Genomic DNA, 26,110 nt, shown 5'->3' on the forward strand with positions numbered 1-26,110 from the left:
GGGCCGGCAGACGCAGACCGGCCTCCACCCTTACGCGTCGGAGCCCCTCGGCGGCATCGCGGGGAGCCGCCGCGTCGGGAGTCGGCTGCGCCTGTTCAACGACCTTCAGGTTGACGAGGAGCGTGGCCTTGCTCGGCTCGGTCGTCGACGTCCTGGGGATACCAGCGGAGTTCGATTCCGTTGCCGTCCGGATCCTGGATGTAGACCGATGTTGCCGTGCCGCGTGCGCCGAATCGCGGTACGGGCCCTTCGAGAACCGTGCAGGGTGCCGATGCGATGAACTCGTCCCAGTCCAGGGGGTCGACGGTGAGACAGATGTGGTCGACGTTGGCCGATCCCCGGGTGCCGGCGACGAGGTCGATGATGGTCTCCGGGGTGATTCTGACCGACGGAAAGGGCGCCTGTGCCTGTCGCCACTCGTCGACGCGTACCGCCTCCAGCCCCAGGAGGCCGGTGTAGAACGACAGGGAGCGTTCGACGTCGGCGACGTTGAGGACCAGGTGGTCGAAGGCCTTGACCCGGAGGGAGGGCACTCGCGGTGCCTCGCTGCGGGTCTGCGCAGTGCGGTCGTGGCCCCGCGTGGAGGTGTGGGTCTCCGACGGGCCGGTGGTGGCGTTCGGTGTGATCACAGTTCTTCCCTCGATGGTGGAGTCGGTGGGGTTGTCCCAGGATCCGTCGGACCGGATGCGCCATCAAGGCAGCATTGCCATACGATCGTTGAGCCTGACTCAACGAACGGGGAGAGGGACGTGCTGGAGCGTGTGGAGATCGAGACCTTCCTGGCTCTTGCCGAAGAACTCCACTTCGGCCGTACCGCGGAGCGCCTCGGTCTCACGACCGGCCGGGTGAGTCAGGTGATCAGGAAATTGGAGCGGCACATCGGCGGTGCGTTGTTCGAGCGAACCAGCAGGACCGTTCGACTCACCCCGGTCGGCGAGCAGTTGGCCGGTGATCTGGCACCCCTCGTCGCCGCGATGGAGGCCGCACTGCGCAGAGCAGCCGACGCGAGCCGAGGTGTCACGGGCGAACTCCGGGTGGCCTTTCTCGGGGAGGGGACGGCCCCCGCACTGCTCAAGGCGGTCGCGCTGTTCGGCGAACGGCACCCCGACTGCCGGGTCGAGGTCCGGGAAGTGCAGCTGTCCAACTCCCGTGCGAGCCTGGTCGACGGTTCGGTCGACGTCCTCGTCGCCTCGTATCCCTTCGACGGGATGGCTTGCGGTCCGGCGCTGATCACGGAGAAGCGGGTGCTCGCGGTCGCTTCCGGGCATCCCCTCGCGGGTGAGCGTTCGGTGTCGGTGGAGGTGCTCGCGGACCACCCCGTAGTGCAGTACCCGGAGGTCACATCGGTGGGGTTCAAGCGGGACCGCACCCCGGACCGCACCCCGTCGGGCCGACCGATCCCGAAGGGACCGGCCGGAGCCTCGTTCTCCGAGATGCTCACACTCGTCGCTATGGGCAAAGGGGTCCTTCCGGTGGGCGAGCATTCCCGCCTGTACTACCCGCGTCCTGACGTCACCTACGTGCCTCTCCACGATGCACGCCCGATCGAGCGCGGCCCGGTCTGGCGGACGGGGAACACCAACGCGTACGTCGAGGAGTTCGTACGGGCTGTGGCGGATACGGCGAACAGCGTGAGGGTTCCCCGTGATGCGGGGAATGGGTGACAGCAGGTCAGCCGAGACCGAGGCGGACGGGGATGGGGCCGACCGGCTGCGTGCGGCCGTCGCTGCCGCGGCTGTGACGCCTGGGGGAACCGGCTGCCGCGCTCGCGGACGGGGGTGCCGTGCTCACAGGGGAGTCGAGGGAGTCCGTGCGGTGCTGTGGCCGGGCCGCGGGCTTGCGGCTGGGGAAAGGGATGGGAAAGATACGGAAAATTTCCCCAAAGGAATCGGGGTATTTCAGTCAAGAAAGACAGCCTTGTATCTGTGTGTGCTCGGGCGAGCGCAGTGGAAGCGAACCCCGTGCATCTTCCGAAGCCGGTCATTTCACGGCCGGTGAATCAGATGCAGAGCTGCCGTGTGCCGTGGCTGCTGAACTGCCGGAGCCCTGCTCCGCTGGTTTATTTGATCCTCCGGTCGAGTGCATTCGGTGCTTCATTTTCCATGGGGGAGGGGTCTGGAGAAACCCCTTACTAATGTGCTCCGACCTGCCGTTTGACTCCCTTCGGGCACGGGCTGCCCATTCGCCTTGATGAGGCCTGGTCAAATTGGACATCCGAAATTTGTGGGTAGTGTCCGTTGCCCTGACGGAGGTTTCCTTTCGTTTCGAAGGAGGATCGATCAGTGAAGAGTATGGCTGGAACTCTGACTGCCGCAGTTCTGGTGGTCGGGGCCGCTGTTCTGCCGCTTGCCGGAACGGCGGCAGCTGCTGCGGGCCCGAGTGCCGTCACATCCCCTGCGGCTGTGAGTGCGGGTCTCCCCGGTGTCGACCACGGCGGCGACCGTGACCGCGGCGGCGACCATGACCGCGGCGGCGACTGGCGCCGCGGCGGCGACCACGACCGTGACCGGGGCGGCGACCGTGACCGGGGCGGCGACTGGGGCCGCGGCGGCGACCGTGACCGTGACCGGGGCAGGGACTGGGACTGGGGCCGCGGCGGGGACTGGGATGGGCATCGCGACCATGGCCGTCACTGTTACTGGAGTCACCACCACGGCTGGGGCCACTGGGTCTGCCTGGACGGCTGGCGCCGGTAGCTTCGGCCTCTTCAAGCGGGGTGCTGCTCGCCGCCTGACCGCGGGCAGCACCCCGGGGCGGCTGGACCTGGCGAACGGGAGGGAAGGCTGCGCATACCGCTTGGCGCGCGGACTGTCCCGTTCGCCGTTGTGGTGCCCGGGCGGCGGGCTGGGGTGCCGGCCGGGAGCCACTCAATCCAGTGGTCTGCTTCGGACGCGGACCGTGCAGGCAGGCCGTACTGGTCTTCGCCGGCTGTCCCGCCGGATGGGCAGCGAGGAATTGGAGGCCTGGTCTCGCGGATGAAACTCCTGAAAATCGTCAGGGTGACGCCACTCAGTAACATGTGACGTACCTCCAGATTTCGCCGCACCGCACGCTGTCAACCGTTTCCGGAATCGACTCAGCTCGTCCACGCCGAGAACTGCCAGAGTCATGTTCACTACATCGTGCAAGGTGGAGGCTGTCAGCACTCGGAACGTTCGGCGGAGAGCAGCATCAATGGCTCCCCTGTGGTGCCGCGCACAACAGCCGTGGTGGATGATCACTGGACGGCGAAATCCTGGACTTCTCTAGCGGCGTTCCAGCATGCAATCCGCTCGGTTCCGGTGGAACATGAGGATGGCGCTAGAAAGCCTCATCTGCGCTTATTCAGTCGATCCGGAATCCGGGACAAGACCGGTGTCGGCAGCGACCCGATTTTGATCCTGGATCACTGGGACCGCGTTTGAGATCTGCAGCGAGCCAGGCCGGGCGGCACCCGTTCTGTCGTTGTCGACACGTAGGGTGCGGCCATGACCGTGCCTGACCTGATTCCCATTCGGCATGAGCCGGACTACCGAACGTCCACCATCGGGCAGTGGGACGGAGGCCAGTTCTTTGCCCACGTCAGCGGTGTTTTCGCAGGCCGGGACGGCGACGGCCGGGTACTGCGGCGGTGGTACTCCGTGCTGCACGAGTTCGACGCTGCGGGTCAACACCTGGACTCCCGCGTCAGGGCAGCGGGAACGGTCGCCGACGGGCCCGCCAAGGTCTCGGTGGTGGAACCGCGCAGCAACGCATGGGCGGGTGGCTGGACTCGCTGCCTGGCCGGCGGTTCGCAGACATCGCGATTGCCCCGTTCGCCGTGGATGCCGACGGCACGCTGTTCGGCCTGGTCCGCGAGTGCCACGGTGAGTATCCCGACGGAGAGGAGCGGGACGACTGGGCCGAGTTCTACCCGAACCGGCTCGGGTTCAGCGCGCCGTGGGACGGCTCGTACGACACATGAGGGGAGGCACGGTGTGTCAGTCTGCGTTTGAGATCGCCGTGCCCCGTGGCGGAGGTGGTCGTTGAGTCTGCAGTGACCGGTGCTGGGGGGTATCCGTCGGACCTGACCGATGAGCAGGTGGACGTTGGTGGAGCTGCTGCTCCCGCCTCCGCGGACGGGGCCGAAGGGCGGGCGACGCGAGAAGCACCCGCGACGACGGATCGTGGATGCGATCTTCCACGTGGTGCGGACAGGCTGCGCCTGGCGGCAACTGCCGCACGACTTCCCGCCGTGGCGGACCGTGTACTGGTGTTTCGTACGCCGGCACGACGAGGGCACCGTCACCCGCGTCCATGACGCCCTGCGTGCCCAGGTCCGCCGGGCCGAGGGGCGAAGCGAGGAGCCGAGCGCCGGGCTGATCGACTGACAGTCGGTCCGCGCTGCCGACACCGTCCCGGCGGCCACCCGCGGCTTCGATGCAGGCAAGAAGGTCAAGGCCCGCAAGCGGTTCCTGGTCACCGACACTCTTGGTCTCCTGCTGGCCATCCACGTTGTGAGCGCGAGCATCCAGGACCGCGACGGAGCCAAGCGCCCGCTGCTGTGGGCCCGGCTGGACCACTCGTCTGTGCGAAAGGTCTGGGCGGATCAAGGCTTCGCCGGCCGCCTGGTCGTCTGGACCGCCCAGACCCTCAGCCGCGAGCTGGAAATTGTCCGCAAGGAACCCGGCCAGCGGAGTTTCCAGGTCCAGTCCAAGCGGTGGGCGATCGAGCGGACCTCTTCCTGGCTGACCGCCCACCGCCGCCTGGCCCGCGACCATGAGCACCATCCCGCTCACGCCGAGACCGTGATCCGCTGGTCCATGATCAGCGTTATGGTCCGCCGGCTCGCCCGGGGACGCCCAGCCACGCGACCAGGGTCCTCGCCCCTTGCGTCGTACCGCTACGGAGTGACCAGAACCATAGGCGATGATCTCCGCATGGAGCGTGTCGTAGACCTCGATGAAGCCGCTTCCGCCGTCGCGGACCGCCAGCCTGCTTGGCAGGCCGCGGGGCTGCTCGCCGAGCCCGTAACCTGGCGCGACGAGGCGGCTGCCCCGTGGCCCCAGCAACTGACCGCAGAGCGCTCCCAGATCAACGACCCTGACTCGGTGGGCATTCATCTGCGCAGTCTGAATGAAGCCGAACTCCTCGTTGTCCTCTACCGCGGCGGGTGGGCCGACATCGACTACATCGTTGATGCCGACGACGCCGGTGTAATCCCTTCTCCGAAGGTGACTTCCGTTCAGGCGTTCGCCTCCCTACTCGACGCCTGCATCACTCGCGTCTTCGGCATCAGCTACGACGTCAAGTAGAGAGCAGATCTCAAGCGCGGTCTGAGCTTTTTCGGAGTGGCCACTGATCGAGTGATGGCTGGGCCGAAGCACGCTGGTTGTCACATAGCCGGGCGTGCTGTCGCTGTGGCCGGGGCTGCGTGCGTTGGACTTGACCAGCTGAACACCGTTGTCACCGAAGCTGGTTGAGGCAGCCAGGGGTTGTCAGTGGCTGGTGGCAGGATCACCGGCATGGTTTTCGTACGTACTACTCCGCCGCGGCCCGTGGACGTGACCGCGGTCTTTCCCGAGCTGGCGCCGTTGGCACGTCCTGCGATTCGGCTGCACCCTCGTCCCGGGTCGCCTTCGGTCGGGGAGAGCTCGGTCGGGGGGCCGTTGCTGTGGCCGGCCGATGAGCCATGGCCGCACTGCGAAGCCTCGCACCTGCACGTGGACAGCGGGTTTCGCGAGTCACCGGACGACGTGCGGCTCAAGAGGCGCATGCAGGCCCGGTGGCACGGCGATCACGATGGTCCTGGGACAACGTCCGAGGAGGCGGCGAGCAAGGAACGGAACGCCGCGAGACTCGCGGAGCGATTCGCCGCCGGCCCGCCGCCCGCGGACTGCCCGGTCCCCATGCTGCCCGTGGCCCAGCTGTATCTGCGCGACATACCCCTGCTGCGGCCGCCCGGACAGGCCGATCTGCTTCAGGTGCTGTGGTGCCCCTACGACCACGATCCGGATCACAAGCCGTCGACCGCACTGTTCTGGCGGTCCGCCGCCGCGGTTGCCGACATCCTCGCCACACCGCCCGAGCCGTACGAGGTGAACGATGACGGCTATCTGCCGGAGCCGTGCGTGCTGGCACCGGAAGCGGTCACCGAGTACCCCAACAGCCTCGATCTGAGCCCGCAGATGCGGCTGATGGTGGAGGACTGGAGCAGATGGCAGGCGGCCGGCGCCAGCGTGGACAGCTCCGAGCACGCGGACTGTCCGCGGGACTTCTATGACGTCCATCTGGCTGACGTGCCCGGATGGAAGGTCGGCGGCTGGCCTCCGTGGGGCCGCACCGACCCCAACCCCCGGTACTGCACGGTCTGTGAGGTGCAGATGGTTCCGCTGCTGACCATCGCCTCCTACGAATGGGACGGCGGCGAGGGATACAGCTGGGCACCTCAAGAGGACCAGGCCGCCGCCTACGCCGCCAACACCGTCGGCAGCTGCTGTGGCCAGAGCCCCTCACAGCCGACCAAGGTCGAAGTCGGCAGCACCGACAACATGCAGATCTACGTCTGCCCGACCTCTCCCGAGCATCCGCACACCGACCTGATCCAATGAGCTGCCGGGCCTGTCACACACCCTCCGCAGCCGGAGACAGAAGTGCCGCCGCGTCAAGGTGTGTGACAAGCCGTCTGCCTCATGGCGGCGGGACCCACAACGCACGAGGCTCCTGTGCCGCTGCGCAAGCACGACACCCTCGCGCAGATCGCCGCCGGCTTCGGTATCCGAGTGGGGCGAAGAATATCCCTGATGGTTTCAGGGCCCTGTCCGCATTTCCGTGAACGATCTTGAGCTTGATGTAATGCCAGGGTGATGCTGAGCGCCGGGAACTGGGGCGGCTCGGTGTGTAAGGCGGGGACGGTGGAGACATGGCGGCAGCAGAGCTTCGGAGTGCCGTGAAGGTGTCGGCGCGCTTGGACTGGGACCTGATGCCGCTGGAAGGTGTCGGGCCGCTGTGTTTCGGCATGCATGTCGCTGAGGTCGCTGCAGTACTGCCCGGCATGACCGAGCTGCGGCGGTTCCAGGCTGAGCCTTCATTCGGGGAGGCCCTCGGCGTGGAGTTCGGCATGGGACAGGCGAAGCCTGCCGTGTACGCCTACTTCGTCGACGGCCGGTTGTTCTGCGTCGCGGCCGACGCGGTCCACGGCCCTCAGGTGACCCTCTGGGGAAGGGAGTTGACGGCGTGCGTCCCTGCCGATCTGGAACGGTTCCTTTTGCACGCTCACTGGTGTGAGGTGGTCGATGTGTCCTACGGCCCGCGGGGCAACCCTGGAGTCAATGAACTCGGTCTGGTGGTGCGAGTGCAGGAGGTCGCCAGCGGCGTGGTGACCCGGCCGGTGATGGTGGGCCGGACCTGGGCCGACCGGTGCACCGATGACTGGGAAGGCGCGATCCCGGAGTGTGAATGGGTGGGCCGTTCGTGGCCCCGACCAAGTGGAGCGGAGTCCTGGCCCCCGCCCGGCCACAAGACGCACTGGGGCAGCTGGCAACCCCCCTTCTAGCCTGCTCCCTTCCGGCAATGAGCTTCCGGCGCCGGCGGATTCACGGAACTGGTGCGGCCAGCAGGGGGCTGTCGGTCAGGACGCCGGCGTTGTTGACCAGCAAGGTCACGTCGGAGCGCGTCTCGGTTGCCGCGGCTACCTGGGCGGGATCGGTGATGTCGAGGCGAACCGGGATCACGCCGGGCTCGCGGACGGACCGCGGGTCGCGGGCCCCGCCGTGGACGCGGTGTGCGCCGCATTGCAGGAGTGACCGGGCCATCACCTGTCCGAGCCCCGGGTTCGCGCCGGTCACCAGTGCCGTTGCCCCCTGGATCTGCATGGTTTCCCCGTCTCGTCCGGCCGATGGTTCGACAGATTCCCGATCACGCGGTGGGCCATGTGAGATGAACGGCGCTCTCCTGGAACCCCAGAGCGCGATAGAAGGCGGCCGCTCTGCGGGTCGGCACGCTCACCTCGACGTCCTTCGCCACACGGGCCTTCGCCTGTGCGGCCCGGATCAGCGCAGAACCCGTACCGCGACCGCGCAGGGGCTCGGCCACGGTGAGTTCGAGCAGTTCGAGGACGGTGCCACCGGCGAACAGGGTGGGCATGCGGACCGCGAGCAGGTATCCGACCACGCAGGAGTTCTGCTCGGCGACCAGGAACTCGGCGCCGCCCGCCGAGGCGACCTCGATGATCCGGGGGAACGTGGCGTCGTCGAAGACCGCTCGGTCGGGCCGGTAGCTCGTGACGAACCCGCTCAGCAGACGGTAGATGTCATCGGCGTCCGAGGCCGTGCCGTCGCGGATGGTCGTCATGGCGGCCCGTCCGCCGGGAGGGCGGCGATCGGCGCCGTAGTGATCCCCGGGACAGCTGCCGTGAGCTGTGCCGCCTCGATCTCGATGCTGCTTCCGGGTCGGCCGCTGCCGCAGTGCACACGTCCCAGGCCGCTCACCGTCCCGTCGAACACCACCATCGCGGACCGGTCCGCGGACACGGGAGACACCCCGCCCGGCTGCATCCCCGCCCGCGCCAGCCGCCCGGCATCGGCGGGAGACAGGTCGCTTCGGCGGACCCCGGCCGCGCGGGCGAGGGCGCCGTACCGCAGCCGTGCATGACCGGGCACGGCCGCCAGCAGGAGACGGTCCTCGGGGGTGACGAAGGCCAAGGTCTTGACGGTCCGCTCCAGCGGAACACCCAACGCGGCGCACACCTCTACCGGGCTGGTGACGTCAGGGTGTTCGTGCAGACGGAAGGACACACCGAGCGAAGCGAGGATCTCCGGTGGGCCAAGGGGTGAGAGACCATTCACCCCGCCGAGACTACCGCGCGCAGTAGGGGAGTTGATTGCCGTCAGCCGGGCAAAGCCGGCCGCACCGCTCACTCAGCGGTCCGGTTCTACGCGATCAGTGCCGGCAGACGGAATCCCACGCCGATTGCTTCGGGATCCGCCTCGTAGGCGTTGTGGCGCCGGGTGTGGCGGTCCAGGGCGTGGTGGTGGCTGTGGGCGCTGCCGCGGGTGATGTTCCGGTCGGAGCTCCCGCGGCGGTGATCACGCTCGATCGAGCACGCGAGGCTTTTGGGAGGGTGCTGCTGTGACGGTAGACGCTCTGTTGCGGTACATCCGGTATTTACTGCGAAAGTGATCCAGGCTGCCGTTCGGCGGCCTCGGCGAGTCGACCCGCCAGGTCCTTGAGGGTTTGGCGCAGTTCGTCGGGGGTGTGGATGGTGAAGGGCCATTCCAGGGAGGCGAGGAGGTGGGCCATGCCGTCGAGCCGTTCGGCTCGGGCGCGCATCAGGACGCCGCCGGGTTGGGCGGTGAGCGTGGCGACGCCGCTCGGTAGCCGCCGTGCGATCTCACCGAGAGGGCCGTCGATGAGGACTTCGACCTGCCACCGGTAGGGCGCCTGCGCCAGGGTGGCGGTGAGGTGGGTGACCGGGTCGAAACCTGCGGGAAGGGTGAACACCGCGCCGCGGGGGGCGATGGAGGCGATCCGGTCGATGCGGAAGGTGCGCAGGCTGTCGCGGTGGTGGTCGTGGCCGATGACGTACCAGCGCCCGGCATGGAAGACCACGCCGTACGGGTCGAGGTCGCGTTCGCTCTGCTCCTGGCGCCAGGACTGGTAGCGCAGAGCAACGGTGTGGCGGGAGCGGGAGGCCTGGGCCAGGGTCAGCAGAACGCCGGTTTCGGGTGCTTGTGCGTTCACGCTGTCGGCGGTGAAGGAGAGGGTGTCGCGCATGGCGGCGAGCGGTTCCCGCAGGGCCTGTGGCAGCACCCGCTCGATCTTGGCCAGGGCGCCGGCACCGGCCGGTGCGGTGCCGCTCATGCCCAGCCGTTCTCCGGCGAGCAGACCCAGGACGACCGCGAGGGCCTCGTCGTTGGTGAGTACCAGGGGCGGCATCCGGTAGCCACGGGCCAGGCGGTAGCCGCCGTGACGGCCGCGATCGGACTCCACGGGAATGCCCAGCTCCCGCAGGTGCGCCGTGTACCGGCGCACCGTGCGGACGTCGGTACCCAGGCGGTCCGCCAGCTGGGTGCCGGTGAGTCCGGCGTGTGTCTGGAGGAGTTCGAGCAGGGCGAGCACACGTGTCAGAGGGTGAGACATGGGTCACTCGTCATATCAGGGCGGAAGGTGTCCTGTATTGATCCTACGCTCCCTTCGACATCTTCCAGAAGGAGAACTGCATGGCTACCTTCGTACTCGTTCCCGGTGCTTGGCTTGGTGCCTGGGCATGGGAAGACACCGCCCGTGCGCTCCGGGAGCGCGGACATACTGCGCTGCCCGTGACACTGACGGGCCTCGGGGAACGCGCTGGCGAAGCGACCAGGGAGACGGGCCTGGACACCCATGTCGAGGACGTCGTCGCGTTCGTCGAGCAGCATGACCTGCGTGACGTCACCCTGGTGGCCCACAGTTACGCGGCAGCTCCTGTCTCGGGGGCTTCCGGGCGTCTGGGATCGCGGCTGGAGCGTCTGGTCTACCTCGACAGCGCTCCGTTCGCCGAGGGCATGCGGCTGCTGGACCTCATGCCGCCCCAGGCGGCGGAGCAGTTGAGCAAGCAGGTTGCCGAGCAGGGGGAGGGGTGGCGACTGCCGATGCCGTCCTTCGAGGTCCTCGGCTCGTTCGGCAGTATGGAGGGACTCGGTGAGGACCAGCGCGATCTCATGCGCGCGCAGGCGATGCCGCAGCCGTTCGGCACGTACGAGCAGCGGCTCACCGGCTCCGTCGATGTCGGCTCCGGCGTGGACCGTGTCCTGATCGCCTGCAATGACTTCAGGGCGCTGCTGGCGGCACCGGGCATTGGCCCATGCTGTCCGCGCCCGTTGAGCTCGCCGATGTCCTCCATACGGCCGTCTCGTGACGCCGGCAGGCTGGCGGCCTCTCCGACGCTGACCCAGGAAGACATCCGCACAGCGCGGGCCCGCTCGCAGGCCTTGGGCGGCGGGGTTCGGGAGGCCTCCGCCGAGGCGGTCGTGCGCCGGGTCTTCGCCGTCCAGTCGCAGGATGCCGTGGCGGCGGACCTGGGCATCCGGGTGCGCGGACGGGACATCACGGCCGCCGGCATCCGCGCGGCGTACGAGGTTCATCGGAGCAATGTGCGCGGCTGGTTCATGCGGGGCACCCTGCACACCATCCCCAGCGCGGATGCCCGCTGGGTACTGCGGTTGCTCGCTCCCCGCGTCCTCGCCGCAACGAGCCGCCGCCACCACCAGCTCGGCCTGAACGACGGCTTGCGTGAGCGTGCCGACCGAGCACGTGGAACAACTTCGGGACAGCCCCGGCACCCTTGATGTGCGGATGCTGCCTGCCTACGACAACTACCTCGTCGGCTACCGCGGCCGGGAGTCGTCCGTTCCCGCTGCCCGTCATGGCCGGGTCCGGCCGGGTGGCGGCGTCATCCGTCCTACGGTTGTCGTGGATGGCCTGACGGTCGGCACGTGGGCCCGCCGCGATGGCGGCCGAGTTGTTCAGGTGGACGCGTTCGGACCTCTGTCGTCGCAGGTCCAGGCCCTGGTCGATGCGGAATCCTCGGCTGTCACGCGCTTTCTGCATCCTGCCACCTGAACATGCCGGGGCCTCCCGGCAGGAGCAGGTGCGGAGCTGACCCGATGGGTGCCTCTGGTCGAAACCATATCGGCGCGACGGGAACGCCTACGGGCCTGCTCAGGAGATCAGATCGCGTTCGAGGTCGTCCAGAGCCTGCCGGGCCGCCGTGATACGGGCGAGTACTTGGCGACGGTCCTCCGGCTCGGCATCCGGGTGCGGACCCTCCTGTACTGCCTCCTCCTTCTCCATCTCCCGGGCCTCGTCGAGGGAGGTGATGACCACCCCGATCAGGACGTTGACGAGGACGAACGAAGCGAGCAGGACGTAGGAGGCGTAGTAGACGAGGCTCCAGCGGGAGATCTCCAGACCGGCGTGGACGGCCTCGCCGATACCGTCCAGCGTCATCAGCAGGAACAGGGTGAGCACCGCGCGGCCGATGGAGCCGTAGTGCTCGGGATCGTGGCGGCCGAAGAAGACCCAGCCCACCATCGCGTACACGTACAGCAGGAGTGCTCCGACGAGCAGGAAGCTCAGCGTGCCGGGCAGGCTGCGGGCTACCGCGGCGAGCACGATGCGCAATTGGGGGAGGAAGCGGGCTGTGCGGAGCACCCGGGCCAACCGCAGTAGCCGTAGCACCGTGGTGTTCTCGCGCACGACGGGAAGGAATGCGCACAGGACCACGGCCAGGTCGAAGAGGTTCCAGGGATCCTTGAAGAAGTCGCGGGGGCGATCGGCGTGCGCGCCCAGGCGCAGGAGTATCTCCACGGTGAACACGGCCAGGCAGCCGTGCTCGGTCAGCCGTATCCAGCGGTACCACTCTTCGACCAGCCCGGAATAGGTCTCCAGGCCGAGCAATGCCGCGTTGAGGAGGATCACGGCGAAGACGGTCAGGGCGAACCACCTGGCCTCCGTGATGATGCGGCACCGGCGTGCCAGTTGCAGACGAACGGACCGGGACTCGACGTCGCTCGTCTGGTTGTGCTGCTCCGGCATCCTGTTGCCTTGGCTCCTTGTCGTGCGCGGACGCCTCCCGGCCAACTCGGCTGGACGGCCGACTTGTTGAGTGATCGCCTTCCGGGAGAGACTTCTACAGCACTGTAGATGAGTCGGGAGCGACAAGCCCTGATGTTCGGCATGAGTGAACGGGTCGTGATCCTCTTCGTCGCCAGCGTGGTCCACGGGATCAGGAAACCGCCTGAGCTGAAACGTTCGGCAGGCACAGCGGGCCGGATCTTCAAGAGCGAGGTCAAGGCGCTCAAGGAACAGGACTCTCAGGGCTCGGCGGCCGGGTCCGATATGTGGTCCCTGGCACTGGGGTCCGCCGGGACGAAGGATCCCCGCGCTCCTGAAGGCTCGGTGTGAGACAGAACTGCCGGGCACCCAAGGAAGCCGGGCGCCCGGCAGGAGCCTTGCTGTTACGCCGTCTGCGGATGCGGGAGGCGGGCCGGCAGGTTGTCGAGGCTGACCATGCCGATGAGCCTGCCGGTCGCGTCGCGCACCACCGCCAGGGACGTGCGGCGCTGACGCAACAGCTCGATGGAGTGGCTGCTGGTGTGCTGTTCGGTCAGCTCCGGTACGGGGCGCGCCGGGTCGCGGGCCGTCACCGTCTGTCCCCGCGTACGGGCGATCAGCGTGTCGCGGGCGCGGGGACGGCAACTGGCTTCGTTCATCTCCACGGACAGCGTTTGTCGATGAGTTCAAGCAGCGTTGTCGATCAAGGTGTATGGCTTTTGACGGCGGGATTTGACGGCGCCTGGCTGCCCCGTCGGCCGGGCGCCGTCGCTCGATCTTCGTCTGGTGACTGCCGGTTGGTGGAGGTTTGCCGCACTCAGATGTGGAGGTCGGGCGGGAAGCCGGTCCAGCGAAGGTCGGTGGGCAGGTGGCCCATGTCGTTGTAGAACAGCACGGATGGGGGCCGACCGGGTGCATAGCGGATGACGGTCAGCGCGGCGTTGGCGTGGTTGATACCCATCCAGCGCCACTTCGGGGCGTCGAGGGCGGCCCGGACGAGCCAACCGATGAGGAAGTTGTGCGTGACGACGAGTTCGTGGCGTGGCTCGTCACCGGCGACGGGTCCGGTGAACTGCGCGAGAGCCGCCCGGGCCAGGTCCGGCCCTTTTTCGCGCTCCTCGGCTGGGAACTGGGCCAGGTGACCGAGCATGGCATCGGCCGATTCCGACGGCAGTTCCTCGCGCTGCGGCAGGTAGGGGATGTAGTCGCCGGCCAGTTCGGACGGCAGCAGGGGGACACCGTCGAGCTGCTCGCAGACCAGCTGCGCCGTCTGCTCCGCGCGCGCGAGCGGGCCGTGGTGGATTGCCGTGAGGGGGGCCTCACGAAGCCGCTTCCCGAGCAGGACGGCCTGGCGGCGGCCGTTGTCCGCCAACTTGCTCTCGTCCTCGGATGCCTCACCGTGCCGCGTGAGGTAGAGGTAGCGGGACGCTGTTGCCGTCATGGGCGAGTCCTCCGTCAAGGTTCATGATCTTACGAACGTCTGGACGGACGTTGGCATGCGCCGTGCGGTTGCGTCGCCGACAGACGCATCCTGTAGAGGCACCCGTCAACGACGCGCTCTGGTCAGCTGACCTTGGCGGGTTCCTCGGCCCGGGCTCGGGTGCTGGCGAGGCGGTAGGAGTCGGTGCCGGTCTCGATGACGGTGCCGTCGAAGGTGAGCCGGGCGATGATGGCCCCGTAGCGCCGGGGATCGGTGAAGGTCTTGGTCCAGCCGCCGAGCATCGATGGTTTCCGGCGGCGTATCCAGGTGGCTGGTGTAGGCGGGCAGGGCTTCCGGCGCGGCGGTGACGATCACAGCAGACGAATGGCCACGACCACACCTCTGACCAGCAGTGCCGTGACCACGGCTCGTCCCAGGGAGACGGTGCCGATCGCGCCCGCGATGGGGTGTCTGGACGCCCACCAGGACGAATAGGGCATTGTTGAGGATGAAAGTGCTCACCTCCCAGAAGCCGGTGATCTGAACTCTGGCGCCCGCGCTGATCGCATTGGGGCCGGTCTGGCTGCCGATGAGACGGCAGGTGACCACCGCCACCACGCCGGAGACGCCCAGGGCATCCCTCTCGCAGTCTTCCTGACCGGCGGAAACCGCAACGACGTCACCCAGCTCCTGCCTCTGATCGACAAGATCCCGGCCGTTGCCGGCGCCGTCAATCGGCCCGGACACCGACCCGACGCGCTCCTTGGCGACCGCGGCTACGACCACGACAAGTACCGCAGACTGCTCTGGCAGCGCGGCATCCGACCGGTCATCGCCGAACGCGGCGTGGAGCACGGCTCCGGTCGGGGAACATTCCGCTGGGTGGTCGAACGCACCATCGCCTGGCTGCACGGCTTTCGCCGCCTACGCATCCGATGAGAACGGCGGCGCCAGGCCGTGACCCCGGAGCGACCCACCTCCTGACGTGGCACATCGCGCCAGGTCACGCCTGTGCGCAGGACGAAGGTGATGCCTACCAACGCGATGCGGTCGCATGTCCGGTGTCGTCCTGCATACCGATGCCGCCGCTGTGGACGGCGTGGCAGCATCGGGGCGATGCGCGTCCAGAGGTCATCGGGCACGAGATCGCTGTTCATGCCCGGAACCGTGGCGAAAGATCCCGGTTGAGGTGGACCGATGGACCCGGCAAACTCGCCTGATGAGTCAGAGCAGGCAGTCGGGAGCCTGGGACGGCCCCTTCTATCGAGTCCATACAGAGCATTTCGAGGCCGCGTTCCTACCGAATGCCGGTGAGGACCTGGAGTCCGTGGACAACGTCGACGTCTTCGTCGACCTCCCGGACGGCTCGCGATGGACCGCGACCGTCATCACCCTCGCCCAGGTCGAGCTGGTGATGAAGAGATGGGCGGCAAGCGGGGAAGCCCTGGGAGGTCGCTACTTCTGGGTCTCGGACGGTCTCATCGTCCGCGATGCCGGTATCAGCAACATGACCCAAGTACTTGTCGGTCTGGTTGAGAACGATGAGTTCGCGCAGGTCTTTCAGCGACTCGACGGCTGACAGGCACCGGCGTCACGAGAACCTGATTCTGAAGCGATCAGTCGGAAGACCTGCGGTCGCGGGTGCGTCGCAGAAGGTGCCGTGCCAGCAACACCACCCAGGCCGCCAGCATCAGCGTCGCGGCGACCCTCACCCAGGGCGCCGTGCTGCTACTGGCTGCCGTCCACCCAAAGAACAGGATGCTCACACACATCCAAGCGGGGCCATCAAGGAAATCGGTCCTCGGGTTTCGTGACACCCCACGCTCCTCCTGCCCAATACCGCGGCCCGTTCGCCACGGCAGAAGGATATGACAGCGCATCGAGCGATCCCGGATCACGGCCGCACACCTCCACGTCCCCCACGTGCTCCGGCGGTGACTTCATTTCTCGTGAACATCCTTGAGCCTCAAGGTCGCCGACTGCTGCTCAAATCGGTAGACAAGCGCTGCTGCTTGAAGTGAACGAAGCCAATGCGGGTCATTGAGACAATGCGACGACGCTGGGCGTGGCCGGGCAGCACTCCACCGACCGTTGGGTCGCCGCGGTCGCGGTCGGTGCCTTCCTGCTGCTGGTTCCGGTCCTGCGTGTATCGCCGACCTGCCGGCCGGTCGTTTCCTGACCTTGCCGTGCCGAAGTGTCCTGCGACTGTTCAATGAGCGGCGTACGCCGTGTGACCGATGAGCGGCGTACGCCGTCTGATCGACGAGAGAGGCAGCCGAAGTGCCGCAGACCGAGGGTTTGCAGTGGTGGGTACCGCCGTTCTATCTGCATCCGAAGCAGTTCGGTGTCCGGGAGAGGTACGGCCCGACCGTTCCGCCGCACGTGGTGAAGGTGCGCGCCCAGAGCAGCCGGGGGCGTGCGAAAGTCGAGAACTCCGGTGCGGGAACGGGCCCGTGGCGACGGCGGTGGACCGGGAACAGCGTGCCCATTGATGTTCTCGTGGGCCCGGCCGGCGCGGGTAAGACTCTGCTGGCGCTGGACCGGACCAACACCGGTTCCCGCAGCTACTTCGACCCCTACCACTGGAACGAGGGAGCGGACGTCCACTTCGTCAGCGCCCATGACGAGTCGTCGCTCGCGGCAGGTCTCACCGACCTGGCCCGCCGCCTGGCGGCCAAGGAGGCCGCGAGAGACGGGGGCGACCGGTGGCACGGGCGGCGCACCCCGGAGGACCGGGCGCTCAGTGCTCTGATGCAGAGCCCGGGGAACTGGGTGCTGCTGCTGGACGGGCTGGACGACCCGCGGATGGTTGCCCGGGCCTGGACGCCTGCCGGCCTGCTGCGTCGGAATCTCCGCCGGGCATCGCGGAACGGTTTCGGTCAGATCATTGTGACGTCGCGGCTCGGCGACCGCGAGGCATGGCCCCCGTGGGTCACGGTGGCCCCGGTCGGCCCGCTGTCCGCCCCATCCGCGGGCGAGCAGCTACGGCGCCACGGCGGGGCAGCCGCCGGGACCTCGAAGGAGGTCGAGCAACTGGCCGTTCGGCTCGGCGGCCATCCGCTGACGCTGCGTATCGCCGGAAACCACCTCCAGATCGGTTCGACGCGGAAGACGGGGGTGAACGCCGACGCCTACCGCGACTACGAGGCCCTGCTGGATGCCGGTGCAGCACGGCGTGGAGTGCCGGGCCCAGGCACACCGCAACTGGAGACGCTGGCGGCAGTGTGCGAACTGGCCCTCGACCTGGCGGCCCGACGCGGGATACCGCGAGCCCGCCTGATCCTTCGGCTGCTCAGCTGCTTCGCCGCTGCCTCCTTCCCGAGTGAACTGCTCGTTCCCCAGGAGCTGGACCGCCTGATCCCCGGCCTTTGCGGCGACCGTCCCGACGGCGATCAGGCGCCCTCGTTCACCGGCGGCGAGCTTCAGATGACTGTCCAGACGCTCCGGAGCCTGGGCCTGCTGCACACCTTCGGCCCCGACCGGGCCATCGACAGGCAGGACCGCTACCTCGCCCTGGATCCCGCGGTGGCGCAGGCGCAGCGTGACGCCCTGGCCGCAGATCCCGCCCAGGCAGCGGTGTTGAAGGCGGCGGCGGTCGAACTGCTGCACCGCCAGGCGGTGTCAGCCACGTCGGAGCAGTCGCAGGCGTGGTGGTGGCCTGTCCTGCTGCCGCATGTGGAGGCCCTTGGCCGCAATCTGCCCGCCATGGACCGCGCTTGCGCCGAGCGCCTGAGGGACACCGCCGACCGGGTTGCAGCCGGCCTGCGCCACAACGGGCAGGTCCGTGCTGCCGTTCTGCTCCGATCGTCCATCGAGGCCCTGGGCGCAGGCTGAGCCTGTACGCCACGAAACCGGCGGCGGGCGCGCCGGGCTCGGCGGCAGAGAGCCCTTGGCGGATACGGCGCATGCGCGTCTCGGCAGCAGCTGGGCTCCGAGCCGCTGCGGGTGTGGCTGGTGACGGCGCGTGGCCGGCGCGGACAAGTCGGGGCAGGCGCACGGCGAGGGATGCGAAGCGGCAGGCGTCGCAGTCTGCGAGCGCGTTCTGACAACGAGGTGCGCGGTCTGCCGTGATGTCCTCGCCGCTTTCTTCGGCTCGTTGGAAGAAGGCGAACGGGCCACGCTGCTGGGCCTGTTGCGCCGCATCGGCACTCCGGGTGAGGGTCTCCAGGGTCAGCGGCCGTGACCACGCCGCCGCCACCCGTTTCCGCGCGGGACTTCGGCCGGGGTCAGGGGTTTCTCGGCTCCGTCGGCGGAACATGGATCCGGGGTGTCAGGCCGGTGGGCCTGCCGAGGCGTACCGGGACTCCGGGCGAGTACAGGACGCTGACCGGCGGCCCGCCGAGAGCCGGGAGTCCGGCCGCCGCGAGGAGGTTCTCCTCGCAGTCGAGCAGCTCCGCGCGGTGGAGCGGCCAGCGCGGATGGTCGTTGGCCAGGTAGCCGGTACCGCCGGCGAAGGTGTTGTGCATGCCCCAGCGGGCGGTGAGGAAATGCTCCAACTCCGTCGGCTCCGGAATGGGTCGGCCGACCGTGACGACGATCCGGCTTTGCGCCCGGGAGGTTCCGGGCCGGAGCCGGGCACTGCGGTACGTGACGGTGTCGCCGTGCGCTCGTACGTCCATGCGGGACCACAGGTACGGGAGCCGGAAGCCGAGGCGTCCCAGGAGCACCGGCACGAGCCGGGAGGCGTCCATGGACCGGAAGACGACCCCGCGACGGCCGTGCGCGTCGACCGAGTAGAGGCGCACGTTGGTCTCCGGGAAGGAGCCGAAATACGGCACCCCGGGGAGCCGTAGCCAGCCCACCTTCTCCATCCGGAAGGCGACGAGACCGACGTAGGTGACCCCGTCGTACGTGTCCGCGGTGAGCCCGTGCGGCAGCAGCGGTGCGACGTCTGCGGGATCGACGGCCCAGTGGATGAAGGTGAGGTCGAGCCACTGTTGGGTGAGGAGCGGACTGCGCACTGCGTCTGGCGCCTCGGGAGTGATGGGCGTGGGGTGCACCCCACCAGGGTGCCAGATCGCCTGCGGGGGACGGGTGCGTCCGGGGCGGTGCCGACCCGCGGCCACGGCGGCCGTTGACCGAGGGAGTGGGCTTCAGCCGTGCAGCGGGACAGTGCGGCGGCGGGCGGGTGAGGGGGGCCACCGCAGGTGTACGCCGGTCATGCGGGCGATGAGGCGCAGATGGGGGCCCGTGTTGCCGACGTACCAGAGCGGGCGTTCCGCCCTGGTCCAGACGTACGCCGGCACGCCTGCGTCCAGGAGGGTCATCAGGCGGGGCTCTTCGAGCGTCGCGGCCGAGAGTGCGTACAGCGCCGTCACTCTGGGGGCGATCACGCCGTAGTCGAGCATCCGGGCGAGGGCGTGTTCGTCGAGGATGGTGTCCTCGGTGGGCAGCGTGACGGGGTACACCGGCGGGAAGGACCGGCCGAGGTCGAGGAACCACTTCACGGTCGCGTAGCGGGGGTCGACCAGCCGTGGTCCGAACGGGGCCAGCCATCCCAGCATGAGCCGCGGTCGCACCAGCAGGGCGTGGGTGAACAGGACGCGGAGCAGGGCGACGTTCATCATGAACCGCTCCACCTGAGCTTCCGGCGCGGCCAGGTTCTCGTGGCGCAGGTAGCCGGCGACGATGCTGGCGTTGTGGGCGCGGTACCAGGCGGCGGGCGACGGTCTGCGGATGCAGTCCATCCAGTACTCGACGCTTCTGGCGCTCGCCTCCCCCGGGACACCGGCGCACAGCAGACGTGCCTCCACCTTGTCCCGGAGGAGCCCCTCGTTCACTGCACGCCACCATGCGCTGCCAGGGCGCGCACCGGACTCCGTGGCGAGCACTCCGCGTGCGGCGGACCACCGCAGAAAGCTCAGCTCGGCGTGACCGTACCGGCGCAGGGGCTCGCAGGCCTGCGCGTAGAACTCCCGCGCCAGCGCCAGGCGCGCGGCCACATCGTCCCGGACCAGCGCGATCCGCCGCTCGGCTCGGGATGCTGCATCGGACATGAGTTCAGGATCCGTGATCGCGGCGCGTTCGGCTACCGGCTCGAGGACCTCTTCCTCGGCCCGGCACCGCGACGAGACGGACAACGGCATCGTCGCGGTGTCCACGGTGCGGACCGGCCTGCGCGACGAGGCCGCTTCCAGCGCGGTGCAGATGAAGGCCGGCCTCCCGCACCTGCGGGGATGCCCCCGTCAGCATCGTTCGCCAACTGATCCGGGCCACCATCGGCCGGCCGGCGGGCGGTGGCCGCGCCCACACCACTGTCGGCGCCGGTGACCAGCGCGACGGCTCCGGCCGTGCCTTGTCGTGGACGGCTGCCTCACCACCCCGCGCGGGCGGCTACTCGGGCAGTTCCGTGCCGGCCTGTTCGGCGACCATGTAGCGCGCGTACCAGTCGGGCCAGTCCGGGTCCTCGGCGCCGGTGCGTGCCTCGTGCTCGCCGTGCGCGGCCGCGGCCCGGCGCAGGGCGCCCACCAGGTCCTCGGTCGAGGCGAAAGCCGTACTCGCGGGGTCCAGCCGGCCCGGGAGCCGGGTGGTGATCTCCTGCAGGATCCAGCCGTTTCCGTCCGGGTCGCTGAACGACAGGAACGAGCCGTAGCTGCCGCGCTGCGGGTCCGGACCGGGCACCCGGGCATCGGTCCCGGCGTGGTGGAAGACCCCGCCGGCGTCGTGGAAGACCTCGCTGGGCTCGGCGCCGCGCCGCTTCAGTTCGTCGCGGGCGGCGTCGATGTCGTCCACGATCAGGTGCAGCCCCCGTGCCGACCCCGGCGCCTGGTCGGTGACCGAGGTGCCGAAGATGACCGACGCCGGGGAGCCGGGCGGGGTGACCTGGACGACCCGGAAGTCCTCGCCGGTGGTCACGTCCGCGTCGAGCCGCCAGCCCAGCGCCGTGTAGAACTCCTTGGCCCGGTCGACATCGGACACCGGCACCACCACGACCTCGAGTTTCATGTCCATGACTTGTGCCTCCTGTGCGGGAACAACGTGCCTACGCCTACGAGACTCACCGGGCGGCCGCCGCTTCGCACCAGGAGAACTCACGGGTCGGCAGGCGGCCGGGGACACCGGGAGCAGGGCAGGGGCCCGGCAGCGGGTTCCGGGTCTCGGCCCCGAGGACTGCGGAGTGCCGGTGGCCGCGGTCGCTGCTCACCGGGCTTGAGCTGCTGGGCCAGCCCGCCCGCGAGGGCCCCTGCGCGCGCCGCCGCCCCGGTGTGCGTCCTCGGCCGCTGCCGATGGCCGGAGCGCTCCACGCATGGCCGTGGCCGCTGCGACGGGCGTGATGCATCCGGAGGCTTCCGGGATCCCGGACAAGCCCGCCCGGGAGGATGCCGTCGCCTCGCGCGGCCCCTGCTGCGGCATCCCCGCCCGCACCGCTGCGGGGCTCGCCGCCCTGCTGCGCGACCGGCCCTGGGCCACCTGATCCCCGGCCGGGCATGTGGCTCGCGCGATCCTGCGCAGACGGCGTCTTGCCTTGCCAGGAGCAGTGGGAACCCCGGAGAGGCGCGCTCGCTCGAGGTGTCCAGCGGCTTGCGGGCCAACGCCCGCATGGCGCCCTTGAGTGCTGTCCGGGAAGCGGGTCCAGGGAACCGGGAGGTCCGCTTTTCCAGCCGGACACCGTCGGGCGGCACGAGCGCTTTTGCCGGCTTGCTGTGGAGGTGCCACGAAGGATCGCGCTGGAGGGGTGGTCAGTAGCGGGCGCCGGCCGGGGCCGGGATGGCGTCGAGGTCCGCGATGTCCGCGGGGGACAGCCGGACGTCCGCGGCGGCCGCGTTGTCGGCGAGGTATTTCGGTGTCTTGGTGCCCGGGATGGGGACGACGTGCGGGCCCTGGGTGAGGAGCCAGGCGAGGGCGACCTGCGCGGAGGTGGCGCCGATCCGCTCGGCGACCTGGCTGACCTTGGCGGCGATGTCGAGGTTGGCGTGCAGATTCTCTTCCTGGAAGCGCGGCAGACGGCGTCGCTGGTCGTTCTGGGGCAGGTCGTCGAAGGAGGCGAAGCGGCCGACGAGGAAGCCGCGGCCCAGAGGCGAGTAGGCGAGCAGCCCGATGCCGTGCTCTCGGCAGTGGGGCAGCACCTCGGCCTGGACGTCGCGGGTCCACAGGGAGAACTCGGCCTGCACGGTGGCGACCGGATGCACTGCCTGAGCACGCTGGATCTGCTCGACGGTGAGGTTGATCTCGGACAGGCCCAGGTGGCGGGCCTTGCCGGCCGCGACCGCCTCGGCCATGGCGCCCCACGTCTCCTCGATGGGGACCTCGGGATCGACGCGGTGGAGCTGGTAGAGGTCGATGTGGTCGGTGCCCAGGCGGCGCAGGCTGGCGTCGATGGCGGCACGGACGTGTTCGGGCCGGCCGTTGGGCCTGACGATGGGGGAACCGCCCGGGCCGCCGGTGGGATCGACGGCCTCCAGGCCGACCTTGGTGGCGATCACTGCCCGGTCGCGCCGGTCGGCCAGGCCCCGGCCGACGAGTGACTCGTTGGTGTAGGGGCCGTAGACGTCGGCGGTGTCGATCAGGGTCACGCCCAGATCGAGTGCCTGATGGATGACGGAGAGGGAAGTGGCTTCGTCGCGTGGCGTGGCCATGTCGTAGGCGAAGGTCATTCCCATGGCGCCCAGGCCGACGACGCCGACCTCAGGTCCACTGGTGCCCAGTGTGGTGGTACGCATGGTGTTCTTCTCTCGTGTGGGTTCCCGGTGCTCATGGCCCGTGGACGGGAAGTGCCGGGAAGGGTCTGGCCTGACGGCAGGGGAATGCCGGGGCTGTCGGCTGTCGGCTGTCGGCGTGTGGTGGTGGGCCGTGGTTGGCCGAGCTCCTCAGGCGCGGGGCGGCCCTGCTGGTCGGTGCTCTGCGGTGCTCTGCGGTGCTCTGCGGTGCTCTGCGGTGCTCTGCGGTGCCCTGCATTGCTCTGGTGGTGTGCAGGCTTTCTAGGGCGGCGACGCAGATCTGCGGGAACGTGGGGGAGGGCTGGGACGGTGTCGCGCAGTGTGTCCGCGGGGGACGTGGGCGCGATCTCCGCGGTCGCCTGCTGCGCCCCGCGTCCGCTGCGGGACCGAGTGCGTAGTCGTCAGTGAGGACGCGCCCGACACCGAGCATGGTGAGGAAGCCGTCGGAGTGGACGCAGCACGGGTGCAGGTGGCGGTTTCGGCCGTTGCGGAGATCGGGGCGGTTGGGCGGGGCCTTCCCTCACTCGCGCCGACCCAGGACGCCCGCCCCGCGTCGGTGTGGTCCGGAGTCAGGACGAGGACGGCGTCGCGGGCGGCCCGGTTCCGATCCGCCGGGTCCGGGTCGGCCGCGACGGTCCTGCGCGCTCCCCCCGCCGGGCCGGTGGGCGATCCGGCGGGGGGAGCCACGCAGTCCGCAGCCGGGGACACCGAGGCGCGGGACGGTGCTGGGGGCCTTTCCGGAAGGGGGCCGGTCGCCAGGTGCGGTAGGCCCGCCTGCTCCCGAAGGCCGTCACCCCTGCTCGGCCGGAATCACTGGTCCAGGCGCGAGACCTGGTAGTGGGCGATGTACCAGCCGTCCTCCAGGCGCCTCACCAGGACCGCGAGTTTGACGGCCGCCGGAGCCCGGTCGGTGAAGGTGAACACGGCGTCCAGGTAACCGAGTACGAGGTCGTCCGCGAACCGCCGGGTCTCCAGGACGCGGTAGGCGGCCTTCATCCCGAGCGGTTGCGAAGCGTAGTACTCGGCGACACTCGGCCTGCCGACGCCGTAGGGGTGCAGTCCCTGGAACACGGCGTCCTCGGTGAAGCCCGCGGCCACATCGTTCGGCTCGTGGGCGTCGACGGCCGCCTTCCAGCGGTCGAGGACGTCGCGCAGAACCAGTTCGTCGTCCTTCGTCGTGCTGTTCATCACGTCATCCTTGCTCGGTGGTCCGGCGGCTGCTCAGTGACCGGCGCTCATGCCGCCGTCGACGTGCAGGATCTCGCCGGTGACGAACGGAGCCGTCTCCAGGAAGAGCACGGCGTCGACGATGTCCCCGACCTCGCCCATCCGCCCGACCGGGTGCAGGGCGGCGAGGAAGTCGTGGGTCTCCTCGGCGTGCATGGGGGTCTTGATGGTGCCGGGCGACACCGCGTTGACGCGGATGCCGCGGGTGGCGTACTCGATCGCGAGGGACTTGGTGGCGGACTGCAGACCGCCCTTGGTCAGCGACGCCAGCACGGAGGGGACGTTGGAGTCCGCGTTGTCGACCAGGCTGGTCGTGACGTTGACGATGTGACCGCCGTCCTGTGCGAGCAGATGCGGGACGGCGAGCTGCGTGATGTGGAAGAAGCCGGCGACGTTGATGCCCGTCACGGCGGCGTAGTCCTCGGCCGTGTACTGCGTGAACGGCTTGGCGACGAAGATGCCCGCGTTGTTGACCAGGGTGTCGATACGGCCGAACCGCTCGATCGCGGCGGAGATGACGCGCTGCGCGGTTGCCGGGTCGGCGATGTCGCCCTGGACGGTCAGGACGTCGGCGTCGTCGGCGGGCGCGATCGTGCGCGAGGTGGCGACGACGGCGTACCCGAGCTTGCGGTAGCCCTCGACGAGGGCGGCGCCGATGCCCTGGGAGGCGCCGGTGACGATCGCGACCTTCTGGTCGGGCGTCTGGTTCTGAGTGCTCATGGTGACCTTCTCCGAATGGCTGACCGGTACTAGTCGACCGGTCGACTATTTGGAAGGTAGGTCGGGTCGCCCGGCCTACGGAAGGATCGGATTCCTACCGTCTGGGAGGCGCAGGCTCCCAGCGCAGATCAGCCCGGGAGCGCGTACGGATCGCCGGCGGGCAGCCAGGCGTCCGGGTCCCTGATACCGAGGTCGCCGATGCCGTCGCAGAGAGCGTCGACGACGGCGAGGACCCCGGCACGGTTCTCGCTCTCGCGCCAGACCAGGGACCAGGTCCAGTAGGCCTTCGGTGCGACGATCTCGCGGCGGACGAGGTCCGGGGGGAGCGGATTTGTCTGTCCCTTGGGCGAGTTGACGACGGGGCGGGTGCAGCGGCGCACGTGGTCGAAGAAGGCGGGGCCGGTGATCGCTCCGTCCGAGATGTGTACCGTACGGGCGCCTGTGGCCTGTGCGAACTCCTCGCCGTACACGTTCCAGGATGCCCAGGAGGTGACGTCCTCGTCGATGAGGACGTCGGTGTCCCGGGCCGCCACGTCGGGTACGTCGCCGCTGTCACCGCCCCTGGCGACGGCGTAGAGCCGGTCGGCGCCGATCAGACGGGCCCGCAGCCCGAGCCGCTCGAGGTCTTCGCTGCGCACCCAGCACACGGCGAGGTCGAGGCTGCCGTCGGCGACCCGCGCGGCCTGGGTGTGGGAGGGGGCGACCCATGCGTCGAGGTGTACCTGGGCGACCGCGGCCGTACGCGAGGTCAGGTCCGCAGGAAGCCAGTTGACGTAGCCGAGCCGTACGGTCTGGGAGCCGGACAGGCGGCCGGCCCGCTGTTTGAGGTCGTCGGCGCGGTCCAGCAGGGCGCGGGTGTGGGGGAGGAGGGCGGCTCCGGCCGGGGTGAGGGAGACCCTGCGGCGGTCACGGTCGAAGAGCCGGACCCCCAGGTCTCTTTCGAGCGCCTTGATCTGCTGGGAGAGCGAGGGGCCCGCGATGAGGAGCCGCTCGGCGGCCCGGCCGAAGTTCAGTTCCTCGGCGACCGCGACGAAGTACCGGAGCTGACGCAGTTCCACACGCGCCATCGTACGCACGCTGGGAGGCTGCGCCTCTCAGCAGCGAGCAAGTCGGTCGTGGCATCGGTGCAGGTGAACGGCGCACGATGGGCTCACCAACGACGAGGCGGAGTCCATCATGCGAGAGTTCCTGGTCGAGATCACCACCACCGTTCCCGAGGGCACCGGCCAGGCGGAGGTCGACCGACGGCGGGCCGCCGAGGGTGTCCGTGCGAGGGAGCTGGCCGCGACCGGCCACCTGGCCCGACTGTGGCGTCCCGTGGGCGAGTTGCGCAGCATCGGCGTGTGGCGGGCCGCCGACGAGGAGGAGCTCCACGAGAAGGTGCTCGCCACCCTGCCGCTGCGCCCGTGGATGACCCTCACCGTCACCCCGCTCGAGTCGCACCCCAACGACCCCGGCCGCAACGACGGTACGAAGTGAGCACCTTCTCTCCCTGGGCCCATGTCGCCCGGGCAGCTGCCGCGCTCGCGGCGGG

General features: G+C 69.2%; 29 protein-coding genes and 4 pseudogenes. 15 read left to right on the forward strand and 18 right to left on the reverse strand.

What is annotated here, in order from left to right:
- Window positions 1-95: 95 nt before the first annotated feature.
- Window positions 96-533, reverse strand: coding sequence for a VOC family protein (locus FNH09_RS01590; RefSeq protein ID WP_162467989.1), 438 nt, complete (start codon window positions 531-533; stop codon window positions 96-98).
- A 216-nt stretch (window positions 534-749) separates the two neighbouring features.
- Here FNH09_RS01590 and FNH09_RS01595 point away from each other — a divergent pair, with 216 nt between their 5' ends.
- The 7 genes and pseudogenes from FNH09_RS01595 (at window position 750) to FNH09_RS01625 (ending at window position 7,513) form a co-directional block, all read left to right on the forward strand.
- A complete protein-coding gene (locus FNH09_RS01595) occupies window positions 750-1,664 on the forward strand; it encodes a LysR substrate-binding domain-containing protein (protein ID WP_162467981.1) in 915 nt (304 codons plus the stop codon).
- A gap of 738 nt (window positions 1,665-2,402) precedes the next feature.
- A complete protein-coding gene (locus FNH09_RS47500) occupies window positions 2,403-2,696 on the forward strand; it encodes a hypothetical protein (RefSeq protein WP_202919563.1) in 294 nt (97 codons plus the stop codon).
- 1,037 nt (window positions 2,697-3,733) lie between these two features.
- Window positions 3,734-3,943, forward strand: coding sequence for a hypothetical protein (locus FNH09_RS48065; RefSeq protein WP_238426369.1), 210 nt, complete (start codon window positions 3,734-3,736; stop codon window positions 3,941-3,943).
- Between the two features lie 109 nt (window positions 3,944-4,052).
- Window positions 4,053-4,349, forward strand: a complete 297-nt coding sequence (locus FNH09_RS47505; protein WP_202919564.1) for a transposase — start codon at window positions 4,053-4,055, stop codon at window positions 4,347-4,349.
- Window positions 4,350-4,412: 63 nt separating this feature from the next.
- Window positions 4,413-5,273: pseudogene (locus FNH09_RS48070) on the forward strand (transposase); the annotation flags it as partial.
- A gap of 210 nt (window positions 5,274-5,483) precedes the next feature.
- Window positions 5,484-6,569, forward strand: coding sequence for a hypothetical protein (locus tag FNH09_RS01620; protein ID WP_152884379.1), 1,086 nt, complete (start codon window positions 5,484-5,486; stop codon window positions 6,567-6,569).
- Between the two features lie 311 nt (window positions 6,570-6,880).
- On the forward strand, window positions 6,881-7,513 hold the full coding sequence (locus tag FNH09_RS01625) for a hypothetical protein (RefSeq protein WP_152884271.1): 633 nt from the start codon (window positions 6,881-6,883) through the stop codon (window positions 7,511-7,513).
- Between the two features lie 40 nt (window positions 7,514-7,553).
- Here FNH09_RS01625 and FNH09_RS01630 read toward each other — a convergent pair whose 3' ends face one another.
- From FNH09_RS01630 to FNH09_RS01645, 4 genes are all read right to left on the reverse strand, one after another.
- Entirely contained in the window at window positions 7,554-7,832 is a 279-nt protein-coding gene (locus FNH09_RS01630) for an SDR family NAD(P)-dependent oxidoreductase (protein ID WP_152884273.1), read from the reverse strand.
- A gap of 43 nt (window positions 7,833-7,875) precedes the next feature.
- On the reverse strand, window positions 7,876-8,310 hold the full coding sequence (locus FNH09_RS01635) for a GNAT family N-acetyltransferase (protein ID WP_152884276.1): 435 nt from the start codon (window positions 8,308-8,310) through the stop codon (window positions 7,876-7,878).
- Entirely contained in the window at window positions 8,307-8,804 is a 498-nt protein-coding gene (locus tag FNH09_RS01640; protein WP_162467982.1) for a YbaK/EbsC family protein, read from the reverse strand. The genes FNH09_RS01635 and FNH09_RS01640 overlap by 4 nt, the downstream gene beginning before the upstream one ends.
- Window positions 8,805-9,123: 319 nt before the next feature.
- Window positions 9,124-10,098: a helix-turn-helix transcriptional regulator gene (locus FNH09_RS01645; RefSeq protein WP_152884280.1), complete on the reverse strand. Its 975-nt coding sequence runs from the start codon at window positions 10,096-10,098 to the stop codon at window positions 9,124-9,126.
- A gap of 80 nt (window positions 10,099-10,178) precedes the next feature.
- On the opposite strand from FNH09_RS01645, the gene FNH09_RS48075 reads away from it, so the two are divergent.
- Together FNH09_RS48075 and FNH09_RS48080 are read left to right on the forward strand one after the other, a co-directional pair.
- Complete coding sequence (locus tag FNH09_RS48075; protein ID WP_238426370.1) at window positions 10,179-11,285, forward strand: alpha/beta fold hydrolase; 1,107 nt, start codon at window positions 10,179-10,181, stop codon at window positions 11,283-11,285.
- Window positions 11,286-11,292: 7 nt separating this feature from the next.
- Window positions 11,293-11,559 carry a DNA glycosylase AlkZ-like family protein gene (locus FNH09_RS48080; RefSeq protein ID WP_238426371.1) on the forward strand — a complete coding sequence of 89 codons (267 nt, stop codon included), beginning with the start codon at window positions 11,293-11,295 and terminating at the stop codon, window positions 11,557-11,559.
- Window positions 11,560-11,658: 99 nt separating this feature from the next.
- On the opposite strand, the gene FNH09_RS01660 is transcribed toward FNH09_RS48080, so the two are convergent.
- The gene (locus FNH09_RS01660) at window positions 11,659-12,534 is read right to left on the reverse strand and encodes an ion transporter (RefSeq protein WP_152884283.1); all 876 of its coding nucleotides are present in this window, start codon (window positions 12,532-12,534) and stop codon (window positions 11,659-11,661) included.
- Window positions 12,535-12,642: 108 nt separating this feature from the next.
- Here FNH09_RS01660 and FNH09_RS01665 point away from each other — a divergent pair, with 108 nt between their 5' ends.
- On the forward strand, window positions 12,643-12,903 hold the full coding sequence (locus tag FNH09_RS01665; protein WP_238426372.1) for a twin-arginine translocase TatA/TatE family subunit: 261 nt from the start codon (window positions 12,643-12,645) through the stop codon (window positions 12,901-12,903).
- Between the two features lie 53 nt (window positions 12,904-12,956).
- On the opposite strand, the gene FNH09_RS01670 is transcribed toward FNH09_RS01665, so the two are convergent.
- The 4 genes and pseudogenes from FNH09_RS01670 to FNH09_RS49420 all read right to left on the reverse strand — a co-directional run bounded on the left by FNH09_RS01670 (window position 12,957) and on the right by FNH09_RS49420 (window position 14,472).
- Window positions 12,957-13,211 (reverse strand): CBS domain-containing protein, encoded by a 255-nt coding sequence (locus FNH09_RS01670; RefSeq protein ID WP_152884285.1) that lies wholly within the window; start codon window positions 13,209-13,211, stop codon window positions 12,957-12,959.
- A 158-nt stretch (window positions 13,212-13,369) separates the two neighbouring features.
- A complete protein-coding gene (locus FNH09_RS01675; protein WP_152884287.1) occupies window positions 13,370-13,993 on the reverse strand; it encodes a histidine phosphatase family protein in 624 nt (207 codons plus the stop codon).
- A gap of 122 nt (window positions 13,994-14,115) precedes the next feature.
- A pseudogene (locus FNH09_RS01680) lies at window positions 14,116-14,268 on the reverse strand (IS21-like element helper ATPase IstB); the annotation flags it as partial.
- A 75-nt stretch (window positions 14,269-14,343) separates the two neighbouring features.
- Complete coding sequence (locus FNH09_RS49420; RefSeq protein ID WP_274390192.1) at window positions 14,344-14,472, reverse strand: hypothetical protein; 129 nt, start codon at window positions 14,470-14,472, stop codon at window positions 14,344-14,346.
- A 100-nt stretch (window positions 14,473-14,572) separates the two neighbouring features.
- Here FNH09_RS49420 and FNH09_RS01685 point away from each other — a divergent pair.
- Window positions 14,573-14,908 (forward strand): annotated as a pseudogene (locus FNH09_RS01685) (transposase); the annotation flags it as partial.
- A gap of 14 nt (window positions 14,909-14,922) precedes the next feature.
- On the opposite strand, the pseudogene FNH09_RS48085 reads toward FNH09_RS01685, so the two are convergent.
- Window positions 14,923-15,129: pseudogene (locus tag FNH09_RS48085) on the reverse strand (transposase); the annotation flags it as partial.
- Window positions 15,130-15,191: 62 nt separating this feature from the next.
- On the opposite strand from FNH09_RS48085, the gene FNH09_RS01695 reads away from it, so the two are divergent.
- Both FNH09_RS01695 and FNH09_RS01700 read left to right on the forward strand, forming a co-directional pair.
- On the forward strand, window positions 15,192-15,551 hold the full coding sequence (locus FNH09_RS01695) for a hypothetical protein (RefSeq protein WP_152884291.1): 360 nt from the start codon (window positions 15,192-15,194) through the stop codon (window positions 15,549-15,551).
- Window positions 15,552-16,453: 902 nt separating this feature from the next.
- Window positions 16,454-17,806 carry a hypothetical protein gene (locus tag FNH09_RS01700; RefSeq protein WP_152884293.1) on the forward strand — a complete coding sequence of 451 codons (1,353 nt, stop codon included), beginning with the start codon at window positions 16,454-16,456 and terminating at the stop codon, window positions 17,804-17,806.
- A gap of 392 nt (window positions 17,807-18,198) precedes the next feature.
- Here FNH09_RS01700 and FNH09_RS01705 read toward each other — a convergent pair whose 3' ends face one another.
- From FNH09_RS01705 to FNH09_RS01715, 3 genes are all read right to left on the reverse strand, one after another.
- The gene (locus FNH09_RS01705) at window positions 18,199-18,972 is read right to left on the reverse strand and encodes a DUF2071 domain-containing protein (RefSeq protein ID WP_162467983.1); all 774 of its coding nucleotides are present in this window, start codon (window positions 18,970-18,972) and stop codon (window positions 18,199-18,201) included.
- A 93-nt stretch (window positions 18,973-19,065) separates the two neighbouring features.
- A complete protein-coding gene (locus tag FNH09_RS01710; RefSeq protein ID WP_152884295.1) occupies window positions 19,066-19,968 on the reverse strand; it encodes a hypothetical protein in 903 nt (300 codons plus the stop codon).
- Between the two features lie 337 nt (window positions 19,969-20,305).
- The gene (locus FNH09_RS01715; RefSeq protein WP_152884297.1) at window positions 20,306-20,923 is read right to left on the reverse strand and encodes a VOC family protein; all 618 of its coding nucleotides are present in this window, start codon (window positions 20,921-20,923) and stop codon (window positions 20,306-20,308) included.
- 295 nt (window positions 20,924-21,218) lie between these two features.
- Between FNH09_RS01715 and FNH09_RS49705 the strand changes: the two genes are divergently transcribed.
- Entirely contained in the window at window positions 21,219-21,386 is a 168-nt protein-coding gene (locus FNH09_RS49705) for a hypothetical protein (protein WP_338017430.1), read from the forward strand.
- 265 nt (window positions 21,387-21,651) lie between these two features.
- Here FNH09_RS49705 and FNH09_RS01725 read toward each other — a convergent pair whose 3' ends face one another.
- From FNH09_RS01725 to FNH09_RS01745, 4 genes are all read right to left on the reverse strand, one after another.
- Window positions 21,652-22,632, reverse strand: coding sequence for an aldo/keto reductase (locus FNH09_RS01725; protein ID WP_152884299.1), 981 nt, complete (start codon window positions 22,630-22,632; stop codon window positions 21,652-21,654).
- 807 nt (window positions 22,633-23,439) lie between these two features.
- The gene (locus FNH09_RS01735; RefSeq protein ID WP_152884303.1) at window positions 23,440-23,817 is read right to left on the reverse strand and encodes an SgcJ/EcaC family oxidoreductase; all 378 of its coding nucleotides are present in this window, start codon (window positions 23,815-23,817) and stop codon (window positions 23,440-23,442) included.
- A 33-nt stretch (window positions 23,818-23,850) separates the two neighbouring features.
- Window positions 23,851-24,576, reverse strand: a complete 726-nt coding sequence (locus FNH09_RS01740; protein ID WP_152884305.1) for an SDR family NAD(P)-dependent oxidoreductase — start codon at window positions 24,574-24,576, stop codon at window positions 23,851-23,853.
- Window positions 24,577-24,704: 128 nt separating this feature from the next.
- Complete coding sequence (locus FNH09_RS01745; RefSeq protein WP_152884307.1) at window positions 24,705-25,643, reverse strand: LysR family transcriptional regulator; 939 nt, start codon at window positions 25,641-25,643, stop codon at window positions 24,705-24,707.
- A 109-nt stretch (window positions 25,644-25,752) separates the two neighbouring features.
- Here FNH09_RS01745 and FNH09_RS01750 point away from each other — a divergent pair, with 109 nt between their 5' ends.
- The gene (locus FNH09_RS01750) at window positions 25,753-26,055 is read left to right on the forward strand and encodes a muconolactone Delta-isomerase family protein (RefSeq protein WP_152884309.1); all 303 of its coding nucleotides are present in this window, start codon (window positions 25,753-25,755) and stop codon (window positions 26,053-26,055) included.
- The last annotated feature ends 55 nt before the right edge of the window (window positions 26,056-26,110 follow it).

Origin of the sequence: Streptomyces adustus (assembly GCF_009377175.1) — a bacterium.
Lineage (GTDB): Bacteria > Actinomycetota > Actinomycetes > Streptomycetales > Streptomycetaceae > Streptomyces > Streptomyces adustus.